Source organism: Pseudohaliea sp. (assembly GCF_040217025.1).
Taxonomy (GTDB): Bacteria; Pseudomonadota; Gammaproteobacteria; order Pseudomonadales; family Halieaceae; genus Pseudohaliea.
Genome location: NZ_JAVJOA010000007.1, coordinates 52,380 through 72,806, shown reverse-complemented (window position 1 = coordinate 72,806; position 20,427 = coordinate 52,380). Strand labels below are relative to the sequence as shown.

At 69.0% G+C, this 20,427-nt stretch carries 19 protein-coding genes and 1 tRNA gene; 14 read left to right on the top strand and 6 right to left on the bottom strand.

What is annotated here, in order from left to right; all coding sequences use genetic code 11:
- Window position 1 precedes the first annotated feature (1 nt).
- The 4 genes from hflC to RKE50_RS03865 all read left to right on the top strand — a co-directional run bounded on the left by hflC (window position 2) and on the right by RKE50_RS03865 (window position 3,703).
- Window positions 2-877, top strand: a complete 876-nt coding sequence (gene hflC / locus RKE50_RS03880) for a protease modulator HflC (protein ID WP_350034553.1) — start codon at window positions 2-4, stop codon at window positions 875-877.
- A gap of 134 nt (window positions 878-1,011) precedes the next feature.
- The gene (locus RKE50_RS03875; RefSeq protein WP_350034551.1) at window positions 1,012-1,203 is read left to right on the top strand and encodes a DUF2065 domain-containing protein; all 192 of its coding nucleotides are present in this window, start codon (window positions 1,012-1,014) and stop codon (window positions 1,201-1,203) included.
- 8 nt (window positions 1,204-1,211) lie between these two features.
- Window positions 1,212-2,414 carry an ATP phosphoribosyltransferase regulatory subunit gene (locus RKE50_RS03870; RefSeq protein ID WP_350034550.1) on the top strand — a complete coding sequence of 401 codons (1,203 nt, stop codon included), beginning with the start codon at window positions 1,212-1,214 and terminating at the stop codon, window positions 2,412-2,414.
- A complete protein-coding gene (locus tag RKE50_RS03865) occupies window positions 2,411-3,703 on the top strand; it encodes an adenylosuccinate synthase (RefSeq protein ID WP_350034549.1) in 1,293 nt (430 codons plus the stop codon). The genes RKE50_RS03870 and RKE50_RS03865 overlap by 4 nt, the downstream gene beginning before the upstream one ends.
- A gap of 288 nt (window positions 3,704-3,991) precedes the next feature.
- Here the strand turns inward: RKE50_RS03865 and RKE50_RS03860 are convergent, their stop codons facing one another.
- The 4 genes from RKE50_RS03860 to RKE50_RS03845 all read right to left on the bottom strand — a co-directional run bounded on the left by RKE50_RS03860 (window position 3,992) and on the right by RKE50_RS03845 (window position 9,418).
- A complete protein-coding gene (locus tag RKE50_RS03860) occupies window positions 3,992-4,435 on the bottom strand; it encodes a helix-turn-helix domain-containing protein (protein WP_350034548.1) in 444 nt (147 codons plus the stop codon).
- Between the two features lie 207 nt (window positions 4,436-4,642).
- Window positions 4,643-6,628, bottom strand: a complete 1,986-nt coding sequence (locus RKE50_RS03855) for a M48 family metallopeptidase (protein WP_350034547.1) — start codon at window positions 6,626-6,628, stop codon at window positions 4,643-4,645.
- 35 nt (window positions 6,629-6,663) lie between these two features.
- A complete protein-coding gene (locus RKE50_RS03850; protein ID WP_350034545.1) occupies window positions 6,664-7,260 on the bottom strand; it encodes a LemA family protein in 597 nt (198 codons plus the stop codon).
- Between the two features lie 40 nt (window positions 7,261-7,300).
- Window positions 7,301-9,418, bottom strand: a complete 2,118-nt coding sequence (locus tag RKE50_RS03845) for a molybdopterin oxidoreductase family protein (RefSeq protein WP_350034543.1) — start codon at window positions 9,416-9,418, stop codon at window positions 7,301-7,303.
- Window positions 9,419-9,611: 193 nt separating this feature from the next.
- Between RKE50_RS03845 and RKE50_RS03840 the strand changes: the two genes are divergently transcribed.
- From RKE50_RS03840 to RKE50_RS03830, 3 genes are read left to right on the top strand one after another with little or no spacing between them, the layout of a single operon-like run.
- Entirely contained in the window at window positions 9,612-11,060 is a 1,449-nt protein-coding gene (locus RKE50_RS03840; RefSeq protein WP_350034542.1) for a circularly permuted type 2 ATP-grasp protein, read from the top strand.
- Entirely contained in the window at window positions 11,057-11,995 is a 939-nt protein-coding gene (locus tag RKE50_RS03835) for an alpha-E domain-containing protein (RefSeq protein ID WP_350034541.1), read from the top strand. The genes RKE50_RS03840 and RKE50_RS03835 overlap by 4 nt, the downstream gene beginning before the upstream one ends.
- Window positions 11,992-13,011, top strand: a complete 1,020-nt coding sequence (locus RKE50_RS03830) for a zinc-binding metallopeptidase family protein (protein WP_350034540.1) — start codon at window positions 11,992-11,994, stop codon at window positions 13,009-13,011. Before RKE50_RS03835 ends, RKE50_RS03830 begins: the two co-directional genes overlap by 4 nt.
- On the opposite strand, the gene RKE50_RS03825 is transcribed toward RKE50_RS03830, so the two are convergent.
- Complete coding sequence (locus RKE50_RS03825; RefSeq protein ID WP_350034539.1) at window positions 12,989-13,741, bottom strand: proteasome-type protease; 753 nt, start codon at window positions 13,739-13,741, stop codon at window positions 12,989-12,991. The two genes, RKE50_RS03830 and RKE50_RS03825, sit on opposite strands and share 23 nt — an antisense overlap.
- A 190-nt stretch (window positions 13,742-13,931) precedes the next feature.
- On the opposite strand from RKE50_RS03825, the gene RKE50_RS03820 reads away from it, so the two are divergent.
- Both RKE50_RS03820 and RKE50_RS03815 read left to right on the top strand, forming a co-directional pair.
- Window positions 13,932-14,522: a carboxymuconolactone decarboxylase family protein gene (locus RKE50_RS03820; protein WP_350034538.1), complete on the top strand. Its 591-nt coding sequence runs from the start codon at window positions 13,932-13,934 to the stop codon at window positions 14,520-14,522.
- Window positions 14,523-14,550: 28 nt separating this feature from the next.
- Window positions 14,551-15,000 carry a hypothetical protein gene (locus tag RKE50_RS03815; RefSeq protein WP_350034537.1) on the top strand — a complete coding sequence of 150 codons (450 nt, stop codon included), beginning with the start codon at window positions 14,551-14,553 and terminating at the stop codon, window positions 14,998-15,000.
- On the opposite strand, the gene RKE50_RS03810 is transcribed toward RKE50_RS03815, so the two are convergent.
- Window positions 14,979-15,065: transfer RNA gene (locus RKE50_RS03810), tRNA-Leu, on the bottom strand. The genes RKE50_RS03815 and RKE50_RS03810 overlap by 22 nt on opposite strands.
- Window positions 15,066-15,181: 116 nt before the next feature.
- On the opposite strand from RKE50_RS03810, the gene rnr reads away from it, so the two are divergent.
- The 5 genes from rnr (at window position 15,182) to RKE50_RS03785 (ending at window position 20,396) form a co-directional block, all read left to right on the top strand.
- Entirely contained in the window at window positions 15,182-17,776 is a 2,595-nt protein-coding gene (rnr, locus tag RKE50_RS03805; RefSeq protein WP_350034536.1) for a ribonuclease R, read from the top strand.
- Window positions 17,777-17,809: 33 nt separating this feature from the next.
- The gene (gene rlmB, locus RKE50_RS03800; protein ID WP_350034535.1) at window positions 17,810-18,571 is read left to right on the top strand and encodes a 23S rRNA (guanosine(2251)-2'-O)-methyltransferase RlmB; all 762 of its coding nucleotides are present in this window, start codon (window positions 17,810-17,812) and stop codon (window positions 18,569-18,571) included.
- Between the two features lie 192 nt (window positions 18,572-18,763).
- Entirely contained in the window at window positions 18,764-19,234 is a 471-nt protein-coding gene (rpsF, locus tag RKE50_RS03795; protein WP_350034534.1) for a 30S ribosomal protein S6, read from the top strand.
- A 33-nt stretch (window positions 19,235-19,267) separates the two neighbouring features.
- Window positions 19,268-19,495, top strand: coding sequence for a 30S ribosomal protein S18 (gene rpsR, locus RKE50_RS03790; protein ID WP_350034533.1), 228 nt, complete (start codon window positions 19,268-19,270; stop codon window positions 19,493-19,495).
- Between the two features lie 31 nt (window positions 19,496-19,526).
- Window positions 19,527-20,396: a hypothetical protein gene (locus tag RKE50_RS03785; protein ID WP_350034531.1), complete on the top strand. Its 870-nt coding sequence runs from the start codon at window positions 19,527-19,529 to the stop codon at window positions 20,394-20,396.
- Window positions 20,397-20,427: the final 31 nt, after the last annotated feature.

The following is a 20,427-nucleotide window of genomic DNA, read 5'->3' as shown; positions in this document are numbered from 1 at the left end:
GATGTCGGGACGCAACCTAACGCTGACGCTGCTGGCGGTCATCGCCCTGTTCGTCGCAAGCAATTCGCTGTTTATCATCAAGGAAACGGAGCGCGGCGTGCTGCTGCGCTTCGGTGAGGTGGTGAACACTGATCTCAAGCCGGGTCTGCACGTGAAGGTTCCCTTCGTGAACAACGTGCGCAAGTTCGACGGCCGCGTGCTCACCGTGGACTCCCAGCCCGAACGCTACTTCACGCAGGAGCAGAAGGCGCTGATTGTCGATTCCTACGCCAAGTACCGCGTGGATGACACGGCCAAGTTCTACACGGCGACCAACGGTGAGGAGTCGCGGGCCTCCGGCCTGCTGGCCCAGCGGATCAACGACGGCCTGCGCAACGAGGTCGCGGCGAGGACGATCCAGGAGGTGGTGTCCGGTGAGCGCGACGAGCTCATGGAAGTCATCACCCGGGACCTTGACGAGGTGGCCCGCACCGAGCTCGGTGTGGAGGTCATCGACGTGCGCGTGAAGCAGATCGATCTGCCGCCGGATGTCTCCGAGTCGGTCTACCGGCGTATGAACGCGGAGCGGGAGAAAGAAGCCCGCGAGCACCGTGCTCAGGGTAACGAGCTCGCCGAGGGGATCCGCGCCGCCGCGGACCGCGAGGTCACGGTGATCGAGGCCAACGCCTTCCGCGAGGCGGAGGAGATCCGCGGTGAGGGCGACGCCCGCGCCACGGCGATCTATGCCAACGCCTTCGGCCAGGACCCGGAGTTCTACAGCTTCACCCGCAGTCTCCGGGCCTACGGCGAGGCCTTCCAGTCGCAGGGTGACATCATGCTCCTGCAACCGGACAGCGAGTTCTTCCGCTACCTGAAGGACGCCGGCGCCGGCAACTGAGTGACCGCGCCGGCTGGCGCCCTGCGCGCCGGCACTGTGGTACCATTCGCCAACCGTGAGGATCGGTGGGGCCCGCGCCCCGCGGGTCCCGCGGTTTTTTGTTGACCCCTGTTACTGGCCCGTTACGGAGCCCTATGGATTTCTGGCAGGTCTTCCCGGTCGCGGTTGCCCTCGTGCTGGTGCTCGAGGGCTTTTTGCCGTTCCTGTCCCCGGCGCGCTGGCGAAGCATGGTAGTGCTTGTGGCGCAGCTGGATGACAGGACGATCCGGCGCTTCGGCCTCGGCAGCATGCTCGTGGGCCTGGGCCTCCTCTACCTGGTGAATTGAGTACGGCGATGGACACGGTGGACCGCTGGCAGCTGCCCGACGGCGTCGACGAACTGCTGCCCGAGCGCGCGGCGCGGCTGGAAACGCTGCGCCGCCGGGTGCTCGATCTCTACGCGAGCTGGGGCTACCGCCTCGTGGTGCCGCCGCTGGTGGAGTTCACCGAGTCCCTCCTCGAGGGTGTCGGCGCAGACTTGGACATTCTCACCTTCAAGGTTCCGGACCAGCCCAGCGGGCGCACGCTCGGTATCCGCGCCGACATCACGCCGCAGGTCGCGCGTATCGACGCCCACGCGCTCGCCGACGATGGCGTCAGCCGCCTGTGCTACGCCGGCTCCACGCTGCACGCGCGGCAGAAGACGCCGCTCGCCTCCCGCGCCCCGGTGCAGGCCGGAGCGGAGCTGTTCGGCGCCGCCACCCTCGCGGCCGACGTGGAGATCATCAACCTGATGCTGGCGACGCTCGGCGCGGCCGGCCTCGACGACGCCGTGACCCTCGATCTCGGTCACGGTGATGTCTGCGGCGCACTGCTCGCGCAGCTGGCGTTGCCGCCGGCGGTGGAGGCGGCGGTCTTCGATGCGCTGCAGCGCAAGTCCCGCCCGGACCTGGAGGCCGTGCTCGCCGGGGCCGACGCGCGCGCGCGGGACTCGCTGTCGGCGCTCCTCAACCTGCACGGTGACGCCGCGGTCCTCGACCGTGCGGCGGCCGTGCTCGCGCCGGTGGCGCCGGCGGTCAGCGATGCCCTGGAAACCCTGCGCGCCGTGGCGGCGCAGGTGAGCGCGCACCACCCCGGGGTCGATGTCTACTTCGACCTCGCGGAACTGCGCGGCTACCACTACCACACGGGTATCGTGTTCGCCGCCTACCTGCCCGGCCACGGCGAAGCCGTGGCCAACGGCGGGCGCTACGACAACGTCGGCCGCGCCTACGGCCGCGCACGGCCGGCGACCGGCTTTGCCACGGACCTGAAAACCCTGGTGCAGCTGCAGGCGGCCCGGGTCGGGAACGGCGGGGAAAGCGCCGGTGCCATCGCCGCCCCCGCCGGGGACGACCCGGCGCTGGTGGCGGCTATCAATGAACTGCGTGCCGCGGGCGAGGTGGTGATCGTATCCCTCGCCGGCGAGACGGACCCGCGCTGTGACCGGGAACTGGCCGCCGGTGGCGGCAGCTGGGTGGTGCGTCCGCGCCGCGGCAAAACGAGACAGGAATCATGAGAAAGAACATCGTGGTCCTCGGCACCCAGTGGGGTGACGAGGGCAAGGGCAAGATCGTCGACCTGCTCACGGACCGGGCCGACGCCGTGGTCCGTTTCCAGGGCGGGCACAATGCCGGCCACACGCTGGTCTGCGACGGCCAGAAGACGGTGCTGCACCTGATTCCCTCGGGCGTCCTGCGCGCCGACGTGCAGTGCCTTATCGGCAACGGCGTGGTGCTGGCCCCGGACGCGCTGCTCACGGAGCTGCGTGAGCTCGAGGAGCGCGGCGTGCCGGTGCGCGAGCGCCTGCGCCTGTCCCCGGCCTGCCCGCTGATCCTCCCCTACCACGTGGAACTCGACAAGGCGCGCGAGCTGCGTCGCGGCGACGCCAAGATCGGTACCACCGGCCGCGGCATCGGCCCGGCCTACGAGGACAAGGTCGCCCGCCGCGGCCTGCGCCTCGGCGACCTCGCGCAGCCGGCGCGCTTCCGGCGCCGCCTCGAGGAGGTGCTCGAATACCACAATTTCCAGCTCGAGCACTTCTACCACGTCGCGCCGCTGGACGTGAACGCGGTCGCGGATGCGGCCCTCGCCCAGGGCGAGGAGCTGCTGCCGATGATGGCCGACGTCACGGCGCTGCTCCACGAGCTGCGGCGCAAGGGCGCGCGTATTCTCTTCGAGGGCGCGCAGGGCTCGCTGCTCGACATCGACCACGGCACCTATCCCTTCGTCACCAGCTCGAACACGACCGCCGGCGGCACGGCCACCGGCTCCGGCGTGGGCCCCCTGTACCTCGACTACGTGCTCGGTATCACCAAGGCGTACACGACCCGCGTGGGGTCAGGGCCGTTCCCGACGGAGCTGTTCGACGACACCGGCGCTCATCTCGCCTCCCGGGGCCACGAGTTCGGCGCCACGACGGGCCGCCCGCGGCGCTGCGGCTGGTTCGACGCCGTTGCCCTCCGCAACGCCGTGGCCATCAACTCGGTGAGCGGCCTCTGCCTGACCAAGCTCGACGTGCTCGACGGCCTGGAATCGATCCAGCTCTGCGTCGGCTATGCCGATGCGGACGGCAACCCGGTGCCGAGCCCCATCGACTCTGACGACTATGCGGGCCTGGTCCCGGTCTACGAGACGGTACCGGGCTGGCAGGAAACCACCCTCGGCGCCCGCAGCCTGGACGACCTGCCGCAGGCTGCCCGCGACTACATTGCCCGCATCGAGGTGGTGGTCGGCGCGCCCATCGACATCATCTCCACCGGGCCGGACCGGGTCGAGACGATCATCCTGCGGCATCCCTTCGACTGAACCGCTTTCGGTGGTACTTCGTAGCCCGGCGGCGCCGGGGGCGAAGGGCCGGTAACGGCCGCAGGGTCGAGCCGCGGGCCGGCCGCTGCGGAACTCGACCAAAATTCGCTGCGCGAATTTTCGGGACTCGGACAGTCCTCGCGGAAAGCCCCGGCCCGCGGCTCGACCCTGGGCGCGGCCTGAAGGTTACCGGCCCTTCGCCCCCGCCTGCCCCGTACCAGAGCCCGGGAGCCCGCCCGGGCCTGACGGCGGGAGCGGCGTTTCGAAAGCACCTTGTCGACGCGGACATTAGCGTCCGCTCTCCTGCCGGTACTGGGCAAAGCCCTGCCCGGTCCAGCGGCGGAAGGCGCGGTAGAAGCTGTTGACCTCGTTGTAGCCCAGGGCGTCAGCCAGGCATTTGCCGGGCAGGCGGCGCTCGGCGAGGAGGCGTTCACAGCGGTACTGGCGGGCGCGGTCGAGCAGGAACTGGTAGTTGGTGTGGTCCGCCCGCAGGCGCCGGCGCAGCGTGGTGCCGCTGATGCCGAGGCTCTCGGCGACGCTGTCGGCGCGCATGCGCGACAGGTCGCCCTCCAGCAGCATGCGCAGGACCTGTTCCGTGGTCCGCGACAGCGGGAAGTGCCTCGGTTTGTCCAGCGCCGGGTCCGGCCGTACGGGCAGCGGCGGCATCGGGGCGAGCTGGCGGCTGAGGGGGAATTCGACGTGGGCGCGCGACGGCGCGGGCGTGATTCGCATAACCGTACCTCCATGTGCGGTATGAGCGGTGAGTCGTCTGTACCGGCAGCGCCGCGGCGGAGCGTTCCCTGCTCCCGACCCGTCGGCGTCGTCGATCCGGCACCATCAAAACCATAGCAAAGCCCGGCCGTTTTGAAAGGCCGGGACCGGTAACGAAGGAATCTTGCGGTTGCGCAGCGCCTCGAGCCGGCGCAGGGCTGCTTGCCGTTACAGCGGCGGGGCCTTGAGATCCTCCGGCAGCGGACAGTCGATCACCGCGGCGATGCTGGCGAGGATCTCGTATTCGACCGGGCAGATCTCGCCGTTCTCGCTCGCGGCCTCGCCCATGGCTTTCAGGATCCGCGGTTTCAGCAGCGGGTAGCAGTCGGCGAGGGTGTGCACCGCCTCGCTGAAGGCACGCACCGAGAGGGCCTCGCGGGGCCTGAGCCTGAGCTTCGGCAGGGCCAGCTCGTCGCGGGCCCGGGTGAAGGCCGCTTCCGCCTCGCCGCTGCCCTCGTGGGCGAGCACCGACAGCACCTCCGTAAGCGGGGCGGTCACCTTGCCGAGGCGGGCGTAGCGGGGCCGGCTCGGCGTGACCTGCACGAACTCCGGGTCGAGATAGTGGCGCACCAGCTGGTACAGGCACCACTCCAGCAGTTCCGTGTGCTGGTCCGCGCGGATCACCGCGAGCAGCGTCTCCTTGAAGGTGCGGTACTGCGGCGCGCTCATGGCGCGCAGCGCCGGCAGGCAGCGGTTGACCAGCGGCAGGCGCAGGCCGGCCGGGAGCGCGGCGAGGCCCGGCGCCACGGTGTTGACCAGCGTCGCCTGGCCGGGCACCTCGCGCTCGGCGATGAGCGCCAGCTGGCGGTCGCGGTGCGCGGGGTCGTCGCTGATCAGCAGCCCGAGCACCAGGCTGGAGGCGCCCAGCGGGTCATCCACGTGCGCGAGGAGCCCCGGGGGAATCGCGGGTGCCGGTGGCTCCTCCGTTTCGGGGCCGGCGCCGGGGCCGGCCGGGGGGTGCTCCGTCAGCGGCGCCAAGGGCCGGGTGCGGATACCGCGGGTGGCCTCCACGGCCGCCACCGCCGCCACCAGTGCCTCGCGGCCCGGGCGGAACTCCACGTCCGCGCTCTCGATGCGGGTGTTCGGGTAGTGGCGCACCCTGCGCGAGATGTATTCGCCGTCCCAGCGTGGCTGGATGCGCCGGATGCGCGCGTCCAGCGGCGGGTGCGTGGCGAAGCCCTGCCACAGGCGATGGGTGACGGCGCCGAAGAACATGTGCGAGAGCTCCGCGGCCCGGGCCCGGTGCACGAAGGTGCCGGGCACGTAGCCGCCGATGACCTTGAGCGCGTCGGCGATGCCATCCGGGTCGCGGGTGAACTGCACGGCGCCGGCGTCAGCCAGGAACTCCTTCTGCCGGCTGATGGCGGCCTTGATGAAGCCGGCGCAGGTGCCGCCGATCCAGCCGATCACCAGCAGGCCGAGGCCGAGCACGGGCAGGGCGGCGCCGCTGTTGTTGCTGTTGCCGCCCCCGCGGACGCCGGTGCGCACCCGGCCCCGGTGGGTGCCGGCCCGGAGCAAGATATAGCCGACGTCACCGATGAAGGTGATCCCCTTGAGCAGGGCGGCCAGGCGGACGTTGAGGCGCATGTCGCCGTTCAGGATGTGGCTGAACTCGTGGCCGATGACGCCCTGGAGCTCGTGGCGCTTGAGGTGATGCAGGGCGCCGGTGGTCACCGCGATCACCGCATCGGCCTGGGTCACGCCGGCGGCGAAGGCGTTGATGCCGCGCTCGTCCCTGAGCAGGTAGAGATCCGGCACCGGCATGCTGGCGGCTAGGGCGATTTCCTGCACGATGTTGAGGGCGCGGCGCTCGTCGGCATCGCGCGTTTGCGGCAGCACTTTCTCCGCGCCGAGGGACTCGGCTATGGCCTTGCCGCCGGCGGCGAGCTGCAGCCACTTCACCAGGGAGACGAGGAAGACGCTACCGATCACCACCAGGCTGATGGTCCCGAAGCGATCCCAGGAGAGCTGCTGCAGGAAGCCCATCCAGCCACCGCGGCTGCCGGCATAGACGTTGTAGTCCTCGGAGAAGAACAGGAAGCCGGCGACCAGCACGTTGGTGAGCAGCACCAGGCCGATGACGGCCAGGGTGAAGAGGATCACCAGCACACGCGTATTGCGCCGGGCCAGGTCCTGCTGGGCGAAGAAGTCCACCCGCGTCGGCGCCCCCGCTCGCTAGGCCGGGTGCGCTAGAAGGAGACGCGCGGCGCCGCCTGGATCTGCGGGCTGTCGTCGAACTCCAGCAGTTCCGCGTCGCTCGGGTGACCGAACGTCGCCGCCAGCACCACCGGCGGGAAGCTCTGCCGGTAGGTGTTGTAGGCCATGACGGCATCGTTGTAACCCTGGCGGGCGAAGGCCACGCGGTTCTCGGTGCTGGTCAGCTCCTCGGAGAGCTGCTGCATGTTCTCGCTGGCCTTGAGGTCCGGGTAGGCCTCCATGGTCACGTTGAGCTTGCCGAGAGCGCCCTGCAGGGCGTTTTCCGCGCCGGCGAGGTCGGCAAGCGCGGGGGCGCTGCCGCCGCCCTCGCCGATGGCCTTGAGCAATGCGGCCGCCTCGTTGCGGGCAGTGGTGACCGCGTCCAGCGTCTCGCGCTCGTGAGCCATGTAGCCCTTGGCGGTCTCGACCAGGTTGGGGATCAGGTCGTAGCGCCGCTTGAGCTGCACTTCGATCTGGGCGAAGGCGTTCTGGTAGCGGTTCTTCAGCTTGACCAGGGTGTTGTAGATGGCGATGACATAGATCACCAGGGCCAGGATCACCAGCCAGAACACGATACTCGTCACTTCCATGGCGTTTCCCTCGGGACGCGGTGGGTGCTGCGACCGCCGCTCAGGAGGCCGCGGCGAGGGTGACCGGCACCCCGTTCACGGCGGCATTGCCCGAGAGGGCGTCGAGCCAGCGGTCGTCGGTAATATCATTGCACGATACTCCCGCCTTCGCACGGGCCGTGCCGAGGCGCACGCCCTCGCGATCGTGTCCGTAACCGTGAGGCAGGCTCACCACCCCGGGCATGACGCTGTCCGAGGCTTCCACGGTCACCGTGAGCTCCCCCGTGCGCGAGGCCAGCCGGGCGCTGTCGCCGTCCTTCAGTCCGTGCCGGTCGAGGTCCGCCGGATGCACGAGGAGCGTGCAGCGGTCCCGGCCCTTAACGAGGCGGTGATAGTTGTGCATCCAGCTGTTGTTGTCACGCACGTGGCGCCGGCCGATGAGGCGCAGGCCGCTGCCGGCTTCCGCCCCCTCGAGTTCGCCGCGCAGCCGCTCGAGGTCAGCGAGGAGCAGGGGTACGGCGCAGTCGATGCGCTTGTTCGCCGTGAACAGGCGCTCCGGCAGCTGGGGCATGAGCGGGCCGAGGTCTACGCCGGAGGGGTTGGCCTTCAGGGTCGCGAGGTCGAGCCCGTGCTCGCTTTCCTTGCCATAGGGGCCGAATTGCAGGCCCAGGTCGACCATTTCATGCGGCGCCATGGGCTTCCGCGGCTCCTCGCCGAGGGCGGCCGCGACGCGTTCGCCCAGCGCCGTGAAGATCTCCCAGTCGTGCAGCCTGCCCTCGGGCTTGTCGAACACCGCTTCGCTGTAGCGCGCGGTGTTGCGGATGGCGTTGATATGGAAGCCGATGTCGTAGTGGTCGTGCTCGAGCGGCGAGGTGGGCGGCAGGATGATATCGGCGTGCCGCGTGGTCTCGTTGAGGTACGGGTCCAGGCTGACCATGAACTCGAGCTGTTCGAAGGCGGCGTCCAGGGCCCGGCCGTTCGGTGTCGACAGCACCGGGTTGCCGGCGCCGGTGAACAGCGCGCGCACCCGGCCCTCACCGGGGGTTGTGATCTCCTCGGCCATCACCGCCGCCGGCAGCTCCCGGTCGAACTCCGGCAGGCCGCGCACGCGGCTCTGGTGGCGATTGAAGCCGCCGGGGCCGATAGTGCTGACCTGGTCCATGGCCGGCAGGGTGAACAGGGAGCCGCCGGGCCGGTCGAGGTTGCCGGTGGCGATGTTCATCACCTGGATCAGCCACTGGCAGAGGGCGCCGAAGGCCTGCGTCGACACGCCCATGCGGCCGTAGCAGATGGCCGCGCCCGCTGCCGCAAAATCGCGGGCGATGCCGCGCGTCGTGGCCGCCGCGATCCCCGTGGCCTCGGCGACGGCCTCCGCGGTGAAGGGTGCGAGGGCCCTGGCCACCGTGTCCAGGCCGTCGACGAAGGGCGCGAGCTGGCGCGGGTCGGCGAGGCCCTCGTCGAAGAGCGTGTTCAGGAGCGCGGCCAGGAACAGGGCGTCGCTCCCCGGGCGGATGAAATGGTGCTCGCTGGCAAGCTGAGCGGTCTCCGTCCGCCGCGGGTCGATGACTACCAGGCGGCCGCCGCGGGCGGTGAGGTCCTTGATGCGCCGGCGCACGTCCGGGACCGTCCAGATGCTGCCGTTGGAGGCCACCGGGTTGGCGCCGAGCATGAGAAAGTAGTCCGTGCGGTCGATGTCCGGGATCGGGAACAGCGACTTGTGGCCGAACAGCCACAGGGAGGCGAGGTGATGCGGCAACTGGTCCACGGAGGTGGCGGAGAACCGGTTTTTCGTGCGGAAGAAACGGAAAAGGTTGTTCTGGTGGGTCATCATCCCATAGTTGTGGACCGTGGGATTGCCCATGTAGATGCCGATGGCGTCGACGCCGTGCTCCCGGTAGATCGCCAGCAGCCGCTCCGCGGTGGTATCAAGGGCCTCTTGCCAGCTGATCTCCTCCCAGCGCACCGCATCGCCGTCGCGCACTTTCTTCACCGGCCTCCGCAGCCGGTCCGGGTCCTCGTGGATATCGCGCAGGGCGATGGCCTTGGGGCAGATGTGGCCGCGGCTCAGCGGGTCCTCCGGGTCGCCCTTGATGGAGACCACGCGATGGTCCTCGGTCTCGATGAGCAGTCCGCAGATGGCCTCGCAGAGGTGGCAGGCGCGGAAGTGAGTCTGGCGCATGGTTGTTATCGCTCCCTGCAGCGGTTGGTCCCGGGGTGCGGGCAGTGTAGCGCGACCACGGGGCTTTTTGGTTAGATAGGGTCGAAGGCCCGGGAAGAGATCGGCCCGTCGGGCCGCCCGCCTGTCTCGCAGGCCGGCCTGCACAACAGTGTTGCACGCCGGGCCCGGGCTGGGCCCGTGCCAGGGAGAACCCATGGACGACAGCTGGAAGAGGTACCGCTCGGCGCCCTACTACGACGAGCTGATCACGGCGAAGGGCCATCCCCGCACCGCCGCCCGGGGCGCGGTGAACCTGCTGCGCCGCCTGCCTGCCGGGGAACTGGCCGCCCGCCGCGCCGCGGCTGCCGCGGCGATTCGCGAGATGGGCATTTCCTTCACGGTGTACACGGAGGGCGGCAATATCGACCGCGCCTGGCCCTTCGACATCATTCCCCGGATCATCACCGCCCGGGAGTGGAACGACGTGCGCGAGGGGCTGGTCCAGCGCAGCCGCGCCCTCAACTGCTTCATCGATGACATCTACAACAAGCAGAAGATTCTCGCCGATGGTGTTATCCCGGCGGATATCGTGCTCGAGTCGAGCAACTACAAGCCGCAGTGTACCGGCGCTTCCCCGCGCTTCGGGGTCTGGGCCCACGTCTGCGGCTCGGACCTGATCCGCGACGCCGACGGTCACCTCTATGTCCTTGAGGACAACCTGCGCGTGCCCTCGGGGGTGTCCTACATGGTGGAGAACCGGGAAATCACCAAGCGCGTGCTGCCGGAGCTGTTCGAGAACTACAGCATCCTGCCCGTGGACGACTACCCGTCGCAGCTCTACCAGATGCTGGCCTCTCTCTCCCCGCGGGAGCGCAAGCGGCCCTGCGTGGTGGTGCTTACCCCCGGCATCTACAATTCCGCCTACTTCGAGCACGCTTTCCTCGCCCAGGGCATGGGCGCGGAGCTGGTCGAGGGTGCGGATCTGCTCGTCGATGATGATGACTGCGTCTACATGCGCACCGTGGACGGGCCGGTCCGGGTCGACGTGATCTATCGCCGCATCGACGAGGACTTCATGGACCCGGAGGCCTTCCGCGAGGACTCCATGCTCGGCGTGCCCGGGCTCATGCGCGCCTGGCGGGCAGGCAAGGTCGCCATCGCCAACGCGCCGGGCTCCGGGGTCGCCGACGACAAGGTCGTGTACGCCTACGTGCCGGAGATGATCCGCTACTACCTCGGCGAGAAGCCGAAGGTGCGCTCCGTGCCCACCTATCTCTGCCACCGCGAGGAAGATCGCGAGTACGTGCTGAAAAACCTCGACAAGCTGGTGGTGAAGCCGGCCAACGAGTCCGGCGGCTACGGCATCATGGTCGGACCACACGTCGATGCGGCCACGCGCAGGAAGTTCGCCGGGCTCATCGAGAAGAACCCGCGGAACTACATCGCGCAACCGACGCTGAAGCTGTCCACGGCACCTACCTGCGTCGACGCCGGCATCGAGCCACGGCACCTCGACCTGCGCCCCTTCATCCTCCAGGGCCGCGAAGCCTGGGTCACGCCCGGGGGGCTGACCCGGGTCGCCATGGTGAAGGGTTCGCTGGTGGTGAATTCCTCCCAGGGCGGTGGCAGCAAGGACACCTGGATCGTGGAGGGGCGCGCATGACCATGTTGTCGCGGGTGGCCGAGCGGGTCTACTGGATGGGGCGCTACCTCGAGCGCGCCGAGTGCACGGCGCGGCTGGTCGATGCCTACCACCACATGGTCATGGACATCCCGCGCGGCTCGCAGCCGGGCTGGGACATCCTGGTGCGCATTCTCGATGCCGAACCGCTGGCCGACGAGCACTTCCGCGTCGCCAACGAGGCGAACGTGCTGCGCCTGCTGGTCAGCGAGGACGAAGCCGCCTGCAGTATTCCCTTTGCCGTGCGCTCGGCCCGGGAGAACGTGCGCACCACCCGTGACGTGCTGCCGGAGGAGGTCTGGGAGCTGGTCAACGAGCTGCACCTTTACACCCGCGAGCAGGCGGAGAAGTCCGTCGGCCGCCGACACCGCCAGGCCTTCCTGCAGGAAGTGGTCAGCCGTACCCAGGTGATCAACGGGGTCTGGCGCAACACCCTGTGCCGGGACCACAGCTACCGCTTCATCAAGCTGGGCCAGCTCCTCGAGCGCGCCGACATGGCTACCCGCATCATCGACGTGGGTGCCGCGGATATCCTCGGCCGCGAGGGAACCCAGCAAGCCCTGGACCACCTGCTCTGGGGGACCCTGCTCAAGTCCCTCTGCGCGCTCGGTCCCTACCGGCGGCAGGTGGGCCCGCTGGTGGAGCCGGAGGGCGTGGTCGACTTCGTGTTCATGGAGCCGTCCTTCCCGCGCTCTGTGCGCTTCTGCCTGAGCGGGATACGCGAGGAGCTCGGGCCGCTAAAGGGCAACGAGGAGGCGCTGCGCGTCATCGAACGCGCCCGGCGGAAGCTGCGCCGCTTCTTCCGCACGGAATGGGAGCGCGACGAGCTGCACGCCTTCATCGACGACCTGCAGCTGGTTCTCAACAGCCTGGACAACGCCATCAGTGATCGCTGGTTCCGGTTCGAGCACCGATGAAGCGCTTCCGCTGTGACTGCGGCAGCCAGGTCTTCTTCGACAACGACCACTGCCTCTCCTGTGGCGCCCGCCTCGGCTTCGACCCGGCGGTGCGCGAAGTGCGGACGCTGGCGGCGGCCGGTGACGGCGTGTACACCGATCGCAACGGCCGCGCCTTCCGTTTCTGCGGCAACGGCGAGGACTTCGGGGTCTGCAACTGGCTGCGCCCTGCCGAGCAGGCGCCCCCGTTGTGCTTTGCCTGCCAGTTCAACCGCACCGTGCCGAACCAGTCCCTGCCCGGCAACGACCGCCGCTGGCGGGTGCTCGAGGAGGGCAAGAAGCGGCTGTTCTTCACGCTCATGCAGCTCGGCCTGCCCCTGGTCAGCGGCTGGACCGACGAGCGCCTCGGCCTGCTCTTCGACTTTATCGAGGACGGCCGCTCCCGGGAGGTGTTCGCCGAGACCTTTGCCTCCACCGGCTACCTGGGCGGTGTGATTACCATCAACACGCTGGAGGCAGACGACGTGGCGCGCACGGTGGTGCGCAGCCAGATGAACGAGGAGTACCGCACGGTGCTCGGTCACCTGCGCCACGAGAGCGGGCACTACTACTGGAGCCTTCTCGACCCGGACGCGGCGACCCGCGCCCAGTTCGCCGCGCTGTTCGGTGACGAGCAGGCAGATTACGCGGCCGCGCTTGCGAAGCACTACGACACGGGGCCGGTGCCGGACTGGCACGAGCGCTACATCAGCGCCTACGCCAGTGCCCATCCCTCGGAGGACTGGGCCGAGTGCTGGGGGCACTACCTGCATATCCACGACGCGCTGGAGACCGCCGCGGCCCAGGGCCTGCTCGGCCGATCGCCGGACGCCATGAGCATCGAGCAGCGCATCGACGACTGGCGGGGACTGTCCACGACGCTGAACGAGCTCAATCGCAGCGTCGGTCTCGGCGACGCCTACCCGTTCGTGATCAACGACGTGGTGGCCGGGAAACTCGCCTTCGTCGACAGCGTCATCCGTCGCCTTCGAACATAGCGGAGAGTGACGGCAGCTCCTCGAAGGCGCTGCGGATGTTGTCGTCCCAGCTCTGGCGCAGCTGCGCCAGGTAGGGGTGGTTCTCCTCGAGCTTGAAGTAGCGCTCCTGCGGTTCGAGGCTGCCACGGCGGTAGAACAGGCATTCCAGCGGCGGGCCCACGGTGGCGTTCGAGCGCATGGTCGAGTCGATGGAGACCAGGGCGCAGCGCATGGCCGTTTCCACCGGCGTGTCCGGGCGGATGATGCGGTCGAGGATGGGCTTGCCGTACTTGGTTTCGCCGATCTGCAGGTAGGGGTACAGGTCCGAGGCCGTGATGTGGTTGCCCTCGGGGTAGACCATGTACAGCTCCTGCTCGTGACCCTTGATCTGCCCGCCGATGATGAACGTCGCCGAGGCGTTGAAGCTGCCCGCGATGGGGCCGCCCTTCTTGGCGTACTTTTCCTGCTCCGCAAGGCTCAGCGTGCCCAGGTAGTCGGCGACGTCGCTGACGTAGCGGGCATTGAAAATGTTGAACTCGGCGTTCTCCTCGAGATCGCGCTGGATCTGCGCGATGACGGCCTGGCTGGTCGCGAGGTTGCCGGCGGTGAGGATGACCAGGGAGCGGTCCCCGGGTACGGCGAAGCGGTGCATCTTGCTGTAGGTGCTGACGCGGTCGGGGCCGGCATTGGTGCGTGAATCCGAGCAGAACACCAGGCCCTCGTCCAGGGCGATCGCGAGGCAATAGGTCATCGGTGGGGTGGTTTCCTCGGGGAGTCGCTCCGGTGTGACTCGCGGACTATAAAGCCAGCGCGAGACCGGGGGCAACGTCCCCTTCGCTTGACTTGTGTCCCGCGGCGGCGTACGCCAGCATGGTCCTCGACAACGTTTCTTTGTCCGACCAGCCGAGTACAGCGATGAAGCCGATAACAAGGAGAGCACCATGAGCCGCCTCAGCAAGCTGCCCCCCGAACAGTGGGACCCGGAACTTCGCGCCATGACCCAGGCCGACACTGCGTCGGTCATTGAGCAGGGCATTACCCGCATGCTCGCCCTGTCACCGGCCATGGCCAGGGCGGCGATCGGCTTCGGCGCCGGGGTGACCCTGAACCGCACGCTGCCGGAACGTCTCATCGAGCTGGTACGCCTGCGCGTGGCTTTCCACAACCAGTGCCGCAGCTGCATGGCCATCCGCTACCGGGCCGCGGCCGACAGCGTCGACGAGGGTCTCGTCTGCTCGCTGGAAACGCCCGAGGAGGCGCCGGACCTGTCGCCCGCGGAGAAGGCGGCCATTGCCTTCGCCGATCGCTTCGCCACGGACCACCTGTCGATCACCGACCAGCGCTTCGATGCCCTCCGGGAGCACTTCAGCGAGGCGGAGATCGTGGAGTTAATGGTCCACTGCGCGCTCTACGTCGGCATGGGCCGGCTGGCCGCGGTGCTGGACATGACGGAGGAGTTGCCCGAGGGCTATCGCAAGCCCTTCGGCGAGACCGTGACGCCCTGGGCCGATGCGCCCGTGTCCGTGCGCTGACCTCTGCCGGCAGAAAGAGGCTTGCTCGATGACGATAGCGGAATGGGTCGCGCTCGGCGGCTTCGCGGTGGCCGCCACGGCCATGCTGCTGGTGACGCAGACCAAGGAGCGTGTGGCCTGGCCCGCCTGGCTCGTGCCGGCCGGCCTGGTTGTCCCCTTTGCGGCGCTGACGGCCTATGCGGTTTTCACGCAAGAGCTGTTCGGCTTCTGGCCCCTGCTGACGCGATCACCCTGGGGTCTGCAGGCGTGGTTCGACCTGCTCATCTGCCTGACGGCGGCTTTCTTCCTTCTGCAGAACCGTGCTCGGGCCGCGGGCATGAAGTCCGAAGTCTGGGTGCTCGTGGTCATGACGACGGGCGGCATCGGCCTGCTGCTGATGCTGGCGCGAACGGTCTACCTGGAACGACAGCAGGCACCCGACGGTGACGTTCATGGTGGGGAAGCTGGCGGGGAAGATGGTGCCCAGGAGAGGACTTGAACCTCCACGGCCTTGCGGCCACTAGCACCTGAAGCTAGCGTGTCTACCAATTTCACCACCTGGGCACGGGGGTGAGGGTGCAGCACTCTAGTCGCCGGTCCGGTGTTTGTCAACGATCACGTATAATGGGCGATCGCGTGGGCCTCCCGGCCTGCAAACGCACTGGATCAAAGGCCACCCTATGGCACGAAAAGGCAGAAAAGCCGACCCCCACGCCGCCCGCGAGGCGGCCAACTACAGCAATCCGATTCCCTCCCGGGAGTTCATCCTGGAGCAGCTGCGCACCGCCGACCGGCCCCTGGATCACGGCCAGGTAGCCGAGCTGCTCGGCCTGACCGACGAACGGGACCTCGACGCGCTGCGCAACCGCCTCCGCGCCATGCAGCGCGACGGCCAGCTGCTGGTGGACCGGCGCGGCGCCTACGGCGTCGTCGATGCCATGAACCTCCTGCGCTGCCGGGTGCAGGGCCACCGCGACGGCTATGGCTTTGCCATGCCGGTGTCCGGGGGCGACGACGTCTACCTGAGCGCGAGGCAGATGCGCAGCCTCTTCGACGGCGACACGGTGCTGGTCACGGTGACCGGCATCGACCGCCGGGGCCGGGCCGAGGGCAAGGTGGTGGAGATCCTCGAACGCGGCGTCGACCGCGTGGTGGGGCGCTACCAGGAAGAGAGCGGCATCGGCGTCGTCATCCCGGACAACGCCCGCCTCACTCAGGAGGTGCTCATCCCGCCGAAGGCCAAGGGCGGGGCGCAGCACGGACAGATCGTCACCGCCGAGATCACCGACTACCCTACGGGCCGGCTCGGCGCGAAGGGGCGGGTGATCGAGGTGCTCGGTGACCACCTGGACCCGGGCCTCGAGATCGATATCGCCATCCGTGCCCACGGCATCCCCTACGAATGGCCCGAAGCCGTGGTCGATGAGGCCGGCCACCTGCGCGAAGAGGTCGAGGAGGCCGACAAGGGCGCCCGCATCGACCTGCGCGACCTGCCCTTCGTCACCATCGACGGCGAGGACGCGAAGGACTTCGACGATGCCGTCTACTGCCGCAAGAAGCGCCTCGGCGGCTGGAAGCTCTGGGTCGCCATCGCCGACGTCTCCCATTACGTGCACCCGGGCTCGGCGCTGGACGGCGAGGCGGCCCGGCGGGGCAACTCCGTCTATTTCCCCGAGCGGGTGGTGCCGATGCTGCCGGAGGTGCTCTCCAACGGGCTCTGCTCCCTCAAGCCCGAGGTGGACCGGCTGGCGATGGTCGTGGAGATGGACCTGGGTCGCGACGGCCAGCTCGGCAAATTCCAGTTCTACGAAGCCGTGATCCACAGCCACGCGCGGCTGACCTACACCCAGGTGGGCCGGGTGCTGGCCGGCGAGAAGGAGCCGGCGGTGTCGAAAGCCCGCATCCCGGACCTGAAGCGCCTGCACGACCTGTACAAGGTGCTGCGTCTCGCCCGGGAGGAGCGCGGCGCCATCGACTTCGAGACCGTGGAAACGCGCATCATCTTCGACGAGCAGCGCAAGATCAGCGAGATCGTGCCGGTGGTGCGCAACGACGCCCACAAGCTCATCGAGGAGTGCATGCTCTGCGCCAACGTCGCCACGGCCCGTTTCTTCGAGAAGCACCCGCTGCCCACGCTGTTCCGCGTGCACGAGGGCCCCGGCGAAGAGAAGCTCGAGAACCTGCGCGCCTTCCTCGGTGAGCTCGGCCTCGGCCTGCGCGGCGGGGCGGACCCCAGCCCCCGGGACTACCAGGCGCTCATGGAGGAGATCCAGGACCGGCCGGACGCCCATGTCATCCAGACCATGCTCCTGCGCTCCCTCCGCCAGGCCGTCTACCAGCCCGAGAACAAGGGCCATTTCGGCCTCAACTACGAAGGCTACGCCCATTTCACGTCGCCGATCCGCCGCTACCCGGACCTCATCGTCCACCGGGGCATCCGCTCGGTGATCCGCTCGAAGCAGCGCAGCCGCCTGGTGCGCCGCGCCGACGGTACGAAAGTGCTGCCGCTGGAAAAGAGCTACCCCTACGACGAGCGGGCCATGGTGGTGCTCGGCGAGCAGTGCTCCATGACCGAGCGCCGGGCCGATGACGCCACCCGTGACGTCAACGCGTGGCTCAAGTGCGAGTACCTGCAGGACCGCGTGGGCGAGGAGTTTGCCGGCGTGGTCGCAGCCGTGACCAGCTTCGGCCTCTTCGTGGAGCTGTCGGACCTGTACATAGAAGGCCTGGTGCACGTCACGGCCCTGCCGGGGGACTACTACCGCTTCGATCCGGCCCACCAGCGCCTGGTCGGCGAGCGCAGTGGCCGCAGCTTCCAGCTCGGTGACAAGCTGTCGGTGCAGGTCGCCCGGGTGGACCTCGACGACAAGAAGATCGACCTGGAGCCGGTGGAGCTGCCGACGACGGGCAAGAGCGCGCGCAGCCGCCGAGGCGGCCAGGGTGGCGTCAGAGACAGCGGCAAAGCCGGCGGGAAAGCGGGCGCGAAAGACAGCGGCAACCGCGGCGGCCGTCGCGGCGAGGACGCCGCTCCCGCAGGCGCTAAGCCCGCGCGCAAAGCGAAGGGCTCCCGCTCAGCGGAGGGCGCGTCCTCGCGCCGACAGAAGGCTGGCAAGAGCAGCGAAGGTAAGCCCGGTGACCCGGCCGGGAAGACCGCCAAGGCAGGTCAGACAGGCAAGGCAGGTCAGACAGGAAAGAAAAGCAGCAACAAGCAAGCCGCCGGCAAGGAGCCCGCCGGCAAGAAGAGCAGCGGTCAGCGCCGCCGGCGCCGCCGTTAGGGTCGGCGAGGTCAGCGGACGGGACATCAGCGGATGGGCGAACCGGTCTACGGCATCCACGCCGTCGAGGCACTGCTGGCCCGGGACCCCGGCAGCATCGTGCGCCTGCAGGTGCAGCGCGGCCGCGAAGACCGGCGGATCGCCGCGCTGCTGGCAGCGGCGGAAGATGCCGGCGTCGCCATCCACCGCGTGCCCCGATCGGCCCTGGACCGGCTCGTGCAGGGCCGCCACCAGGGTGTGGTCGCCGAGCTCGCGGGCGGCCCGGCCGCAGGCGACAACACCCTCGCCCGGGAGGCCGAGCTCTGGGCTCACCTCGAGGCGCTGGACCACCCGCCCCTGGTGCTCGTGCTCGACGGCGTGACCGACCCGCACAATCTCGGCGCTTGCCTGCGCAGCGCCGACGCCGCGGGGGTGGATGCGGTCATCCTGCCGAAGGACAAGTCCGCCTCTGTGACCCCGGTCGTGCGCAAGGTGGCCTGCGGCGCGGCGGAGACGGTCCCCCTGCACGCGGCCACCAACCTCGCCCGCGTGCTGAAGGGCCTCAAGGAACGCGGTATCTGGCTCTACGGCGCCGCCGGCGAGGCCCAGAGCAGCCTCTATGCGCAGGATCTCACGGGCCCCGCCGCCCTGCTGCTCGGCAGCGAAGGCGCCGGGCTGCGCCGGCTCACCCGGGAGCACTGCGATTTTCTCGTCCACCTGCCCATGGCCGGGGCGGTGTCCAGCCTGAACGTGTCCGTGGCCACCGGCGTCTGCCTGTTCGAGGTGGTGCGCCAGCGCACTGCCGACCCCCGGTAGGAGCGGCCCGCCCGGAACGGGGGGCCCGTCGCGACCCCGGCCGCAGGGCGGCAACGCGTCGTTGAACGGCGCTTGCAAGGCGGCCCCCGCGCGGCTAAACTCCGCGCTCCAAAATTTGCGGGCCGCCTTCGGCTGCCCATTCTCCTTGCCACACCGCCGTGACGGGTGGCATTAACCCGTAAGGAGCCTTCGATGCGACATTACGAGATCGTGTTCCTGGTCCATCCGGACCAGTCAGAGCAAGTGCCGGCCATGGTCGAGCGCTACACCGCCATGGTGACCCGGGACGGTGGCCAGGTGCACCGCCTGGAAGACTGGGGCCGCCGTCAGCTCGCCTTCCCGATCAACAAGGTTCACAAGGCCCACTACGTGCTCATGAACGTAGAGGCCAGCAACGATGCCATGGAAGAGCTGACCACGACCTTCCGCTTCAACGACGCGGTGATCCGCAACCTGGTCATCCGCCGCGACGAGGCCGTGACCAGCGAGTCCCCGATCATGAAGGCCGAGAAAGAGAGCCGCGAGCGCAAGAGCCGCTTCGACGACCGCAAGGGCGATGACAGGGGCCCCCGCGGTGACCGCGGCGACCGGTCCGGCGATGACGCCGACGACCAGGGCGCTGACAGGGGCGCCGAGAAGGACGCCGAGAAAGCCGAGGCCTGAGGCCGTCGTTAACCGAATCCAGGAGTATTAGCCATGGCACGTTTTTTCCGTCGCCGTAAGTTCTGCCGCTTCACCGCCGAGGGCGTGAAGGAAATCGACTACAAGGATCTCGACACGCTCAAGGCCTACGTCTCCGAGACCGGCAAGATCGTCCCGAGCCGCATCACGGGCACCAAGGCCCGGTACCAGCGCCAGCTGTCCACCGCCGTCAAGCGCGCGCGTTTCCTGGCCCTGCTGCCGTACTCGGACGCCCACCGCTAGGCAGCGGTCCCGCCTTTGGGCGGGTGCCTTTATGAAAGCGCTTGCCGATTTCGCCATGCGCGGCCCCTACCGGGCCCTGTTGCTGGCCGTCGCAAGCTCCGGCAGCGTTCTGTTCTGCTGGATCGGCGCCGCCGTTGCGGCGCTGGTGACCCTGCGTCGCGGGGTCGGCCCCGGGGCGTGGATCGTCCTCTGGGCGTCCCTGCCGGCACTGCTGCTGACGCGGATGGCCGGCGACAGCACGCCGCTGGCGCTGCTCCTGGGCACCTTCGTGCTCGCCCTGGTGCTGCGCCTGTCGGTGAACCTGGCCCTCGCGGTGCTCGCGAGCGCCGCGGTCGGCGTCCTGACGGGCCTGGCCACGCTGGTGCTGGCCCGTCGCCTGCTGGAGCAGCTCGCGGCCGTCTTCGGCCAGCTGCTGGAGCAGGTGCAGCAGTCCGCCGGGCAGGGGACGGAAGTGGTGATGCAGGTGCCGACGCAGCTGCAACTCGCGGGCATGATGGGCGCCGCGAACGCGATCCTGGCGGTACTCTGCCTGGCGCTGGCGCGCTACTGGCAGGCCGCCCTGTACAACCCGGGGGGCTTCGGCAGCGAGTTCCGCGCCCTGCGCCTCCCGGTCGGCGTGACCGCCGCGCTGGCCCTGGGGGCAGCGGGGCTCACGGCGCTGGGTCTCGAGTACCGGAGCTGGGCCGCCTGCCTGCTGGTGCCGGTGACCGTGGTGGGTTTCGCGCTGGTCCATGCCCGGGCGGCGCAGCGGGGCTCCGGCCGGGGCTGGCTGACGGCGTTCTACGCGCTGTGGCTGCTGTTCGACGCGGCCAAGCTGCTGCTCGTGGGCTTCGCGGTACTGGATGCCTGGGTGGATTTCCGCGCGCGCTGGCAGCGCGCCGGTAAAGACGACCGGGACTGAACGAACATTCGACACAGGGCGCCACGGGCGC

What these genes read in the sequence shown, in the direction of transcription:
- RKE50_RS03820 (WP_350034538.1), top strand. Translation starts at nt 13,932, where the DNA reads ATGAGCCGCCTCAGCAAGCTGCCCCCCGAACAGTGGGACCCGGAACTT.
- rpsF (WP_350034534.1), top strand. Translation starts at nt 18,764, where the DNA reads ATGCGACATTACGAGATCGTGTTCCTGGTCCATCCGGACCAGTCAGAG.
- RKE50_RS03785 (WP_350034531.1), top strand. Translation starts at nt 19,527, where the DNA reads ATGAAAGCGCTTGCCGATTTCGCCATGCGCGGCCCCTACCGGGCCCTG.
- RKE50_RS03835 (WP_350034541.1), top strand. Translation starts at nt 11,057, where the DNA reads ATGACCATGTTGTCGCGGGTGGCCGAGCGGGTCTACTGGATGGGGCGC.
- RKE50_RS03815 (WP_350034537.1), top strand. Translation starts at nt 14,551, where the DNA reads ATGACGATAGCGGAATGGGTCGCGCTCGGCGGCTTCGCGGTGGCCGCC.
- RKE50_RS03865 (WP_350034549.1), top strand. Translation starts at nt 2,411, where the DNA reads ATGAGAAAGAACATCGTGGTCCTCGGCACCCAGTGGGGTGACGAGGGC.
- RKE50_RS03870 (WP_350034550.1), top strand. Translation starts at nt 1,212, where the DNA reads ATGGACACGGTGGACCGCTGGCAGCTGCCCGACGGCGTCGACGAACTG.
- RKE50_RS03850 (WP_350034545.1), bottom strand. Translation starts at nt 7,260, where the DNA reads ATGGAAGTGACGAGTATCGTGTTCTGGCTGGTGATCCTGGCCCTGGTG.
- RKE50_RS03840 (WP_350034542.1), top strand. Translation starts at nt 9,612, where the DNA reads ATGGACGACAGCTGGAAGAGGTACCGCTCGGCGCCCTACTACGACGAG.
- hflC (WP_350034553.1), top strand. Translation starts at nt 2, where the DNA reads ATGTCGGGACGCAACCTAACGCTGACGCTGCTGGCGGTCATCGCCCTG.
- rlmB (WP_350034535.1), top strand. Translation starts at nt 17,810, where the DNA reads ATGGGCGAACCGGTCTACGGCATCCACGCCGTCGAGGCACTGCTGGCC.
- rpsR (WP_350034533.1), top strand. Translation starts at nt 19,268, where the DNA reads ATGGCACGTTTTTTCCGTCGCCGTAAGTTCTGCCGCTTCACCGCCGAG.
- RKE50_RS03875 (WP_350034551.1), top strand. Translation starts at nt 1,012, where the DNA reads ATGGATTTCTGGCAGGTCTTCCCGGTCGCGGTTGCCCTCGTGCTGGTG.
- RKE50_RS03845 (WP_350034543.1), bottom strand. Translation starts at nt 9,418, where the DNA reads ATGCGCCAGACTCACTTCCGCGCCTGCCACCTCTGCGAGGCCATCTGC.
- rnr (WP_350034536.1), top strand. Translation starts at nt 15,182, where the DNA reads ATGGCACGAAAAGGCAGAAAAGCCGACCCCCACGCCGCCCGCGAGGCG.
- RKE50_RS03860 (WP_350034548.1), bottom strand. Translation starts at nt 4,435, where the DNA reads ATGCGAATCACGCCCGCGCCGTCGCGCGCCCACGTCGAATTCCCCCTC.
- RKE50_RS03830 (WP_350034540.1), top strand. Translation starts at nt 11,992, where the DNA reads ATGAAGCGCTTCCGCTGTGACTGCGGCAGCCAGGTCTTCTTCGACAAC.
- RKE50_RS03825 (WP_350034539.1), bottom strand. Translation starts at nt 13,741, where the DNA reads ATGACCTATTGCCTCGCGATCGCCCTGGACGAGGGCCTGGTGTTCTGC.